This is a genomic window from Micromonospora sp. NPDC049903 (assembly GCF_044460945.1).
Classification (GTDB): Bacteria; Actinomycetota; Actinomycetes; order Mycobacteriales; family Micromonosporaceae; genus Micromonospora.
Window position 1 is genome coordinate 1 of the sequence record NZ_JBITKL010000060.1, and the last position, 2,982, is coordinate 2,982.

At 64.1% G+C, this 2,982-nt stretch carries 2 protein-coding genes; both read left to right on the forward strand.

Annotation, left to right across the window (positions count from 1 at the left end; genetic code table 11):
* The first annotated feature begins 209 nt into the window (after nt 1–209).
* Complete coding sequence (locus ACIBO1_RS32245; RefSeq protein WP_396753087.1) at nt 210–1,496, forward strand: DUF4145 domain-containing protein; 1,287 nt, start codon at nt 210–212, stop codon at nt 1,494–1,496.
* The gene (locus tag ACIBO1_RS32250; protein WP_396753089.1) at nt 1,496–2,926 is read left to right on the forward strand and encodes a hypothetical protein; all 1,431 of its coding nucleotides are present in this window, start codon (nt 1,496–1,498) and stop codon (nt 2,924–2,926) included. Before ACIBO1_RS32245 ends, ACIBO1_RS32250 begins: the two co-directional genes overlap by 1 nt.
* Nucleotides 2,927–2,982: the final 56 nt, after the last annotated feature.

The following is a 2,982-nucleotide window of genomic DNA, read 5'->3' on the forward strand; positions in this document are numbered from 1 at the left end:
GAGTACTCACCGATCCCGCCGGGCACCCCTTCTGTCTCGTCCCCCAAAGACACTGACCACCACGGCCCTTCGACCAGAGTCAGGCCACCGCATGCAGCGGCTCCGGCTGAACCTTCCTCCGGTGAAGCCCCGCCGCCCTGCTTTCAGCTGCCGGGATACCGCGAGCCGGACGGCGGCAACTGGTTGCTGAGAACGAACGATCTGGGTGGGTGGACCGCTCGGCGCATCTGGTCGCGGCGTCGACCACCGTGGTCGTAGCTGGGAAGGATTCGCCACCCGGCTCGGGGTCTGTGGTACTGGTTGCGTCCGAGCGTCCCGCTGGTCGACTACCTCTTGATCACGATGCGCCAGGGGAACTCGACCTGCACAACTGGATACGCCGCGAGCGAGAAGGCTGGTCGATCGGGTGGACCGGTGAGTGGGCGTCGTCGCCGGCGCGGAACGGGTCTCGGCGGCTCGACCTGTCCAAAATCCGACAGCCATTCCAAGCAGTGGCGATCGATACGATGGGCGGCTGTGCTTCCGGCGGCGGGTGGGGAGAGACCGTGGACAATGCGCTTGACGAGCTGGTGAAGTCTTCTGCGAACTTCGGGTACCTGGTCAAGCACGAGCCCGTGCTGGCGTTCGACGGGGCTAGCGCTGAGTCGTACATCTACACCGATCCTGATGCGGCGATGTTCAAGGCGCGGCGGTTTCTGGAGGCGTTGTCGAAGAAGGCCGTCTCTGTCTTCGGCGTCAGCTCTGAGGCGAAGCGGCTCTACGACCGGATCCTTGACCTGCAGAGAGCAGGTGCCATCGATAAGGACATCCAGCACCTGTGCGATCTGATCAGAAAGGCCGGCAATCAGGCGGTGCACGGGCACATGAGGGATGTGCAGGTGGCCTTACAGGTCGTGCGGCATTGCTTTGACCTCGGTCTGTGGCTGCACAACACGATCGTCGGCGCCCAGGAGACAAAGGTGTTCGTTCCACCTCGGGCGCCTGACTTGGTGCCATCGCCGCGCGACGCGGACGGCCCGGCAGCCCTGCAAGAAATCCGGGGCATGCTGGCGACGTTCGAGCGCCGCCTCGTGCTTCTCGAGTCGGAACGCGAGGGCACCCCCGCACAACCTGCTAGCAGCCTCGCCCCGATTGCAGCGGCTTCTATGAAGCGGCAGGCCTCGCTCGGTGAGGCCTTGCGGGCGGCAGAGGAGCGGCTTGAGAGTCGGCGTAACGATCTGCACGCCCGGCTTGACCAGCGGGTCGGCGAGGAGCAGATCGGTGCAGAGTCACGACATGACGAGCTGCGCCAAAACGCTCAAGCTGCGGCCGATCTGCTGAGGGACGAGGCTGAACGTCTCGACGGCATCGCTCAAGAGCTGGCGGAAAGCAAGGATGGCCAGGGAGATTCGATCTCCGTCCTCAACATTGCCGGTGATAACTCCAACAACTTCGTGGTCGGCAAGACCTACGGGAGCACGGTGAGCACCACCTTCGGTCCGGGCTGGAGGCGCTGATGGCCATGGAACCGAGCGTGGCCGCCGTTGGCGGCGACAAGTCGAGCAACATGGCCGTGGGGGTGCTCTACCACACCACTCTCATGAGCAGCGGGCGAGTGGGATGGCGGCTGGTTGACCAGATGCTGGTGACAAAGGCGAGGTTCACGTCCTACATCCAGGCCAAGCCGGTGGATGAGTTCATCAAGGCTGAGGCAGCACTGGACGAGTACGGCCTCGCGATCCTGGAAAACCACCGGGGCACCGGGAAGGAGACCGATGCGATCCGGCTGCTGTCGGCCACCTCGCCGGTATCGACGTCCGTGGTGGATATATACGAACTGCTTCCGGACTGGGAAGGAGCGCCGAGCACTAGGGACTTCCCGCTGAGTTCTGATACGAGGCTCCTGCTCGACCTCAGCGACGTGACCGAGGAGATTCCGGAAGCCTTCGCGGACGAGCTCATGGCGTACGCGCGGAACCTGAGGGAGCTAGATTCACAGATCGTTGTCACTGTGACCGACAAGGCGTGGCAGCGATGTCGGCCAAAGCTTGGCGGGCATACCGCGACCATCCCTCGGCGCCGCGCAAGCTCAGTAATCCGCGCGCACTTGACTTTCCATGATCACCGGGAGGCGCTTGGCCTGCTAGAGCAGGACGCCGTCCGGGCGTTCGTCGCGGAGTTGGATGGAGGCCGAACAAGCCCGGACTATGCGGTGAAGGTGGCCGATCGGCTCCGGCTGGTACGGACGGCGGCCGACGTCGACCGGACGATTGGTGAGCTCCGCAAGTGGCGGCCATACATCGACCAACAACTCGACAGCAGGAAGCCCGATTGGGCCGACCGCCGGATGCTGTTGATTGCCGCGGCAGTGCTCAACGGATGTCCTTCGACCGCTGTCGCCGCCGCGTCCCGGGCATTGGCGATGGCCTTGGGGCACGAGAGCGTGCCGCTGTTCAAGGCGCTTGAGTCGGAGGGTTGGTCAAGGCGGCTGCGGGAGATCGAAGCGACTGTCGCCGACGACTGCACGTGGATCGACCGAGACAAACCCGGTGTCGACTACGCAATCTTCGAATGGCTATGGAACGAGCACCCAGAACTCCGGAGACCAGTTCTAAAGTGGACCCAGGAGCTCGTCACCGACCCGAAGACGAAGAAGCATGCTCGTCGTGTCATCGGCGTCATTGCCCACGTAGCGGGCGAGTGCCGCAGCGTTGATCTGCTGGAGGCGCTCTACGCGCAGCTGAAGAGCCCGCGAGCGGAGGCATACCGCGGGCTGGTAGAAGAGGCTGTCGAAGGCCTCCTCTTCCACCCGGCGGCGGCAGCGCTGACTCAGGAGCGGCTCTGGCGATGGGCGTACCGCGGTGATCGAGGTGCATTCCCCTCGCTTGCATTACTGTGCGGCGGCCGACTAGTACTCCAACGTCACTTGGCCTGTCTGCGCTGGTAGTGGGATCGGCGGGCTCGGGCTTGGGATGTTCGTCGCCAGATTGACCAGTGCAGGGT

What these genes read in the sequence shown, in the direction of transcription:
- ACIBO1_RS32250 (WP_396753089.1), top strand. Translation starts at nt 1,496, where the DNA reads ATGGCCATGGAACCGAGCGTGGCCGCCGTTGGCGGCGACAAGTCGAGC.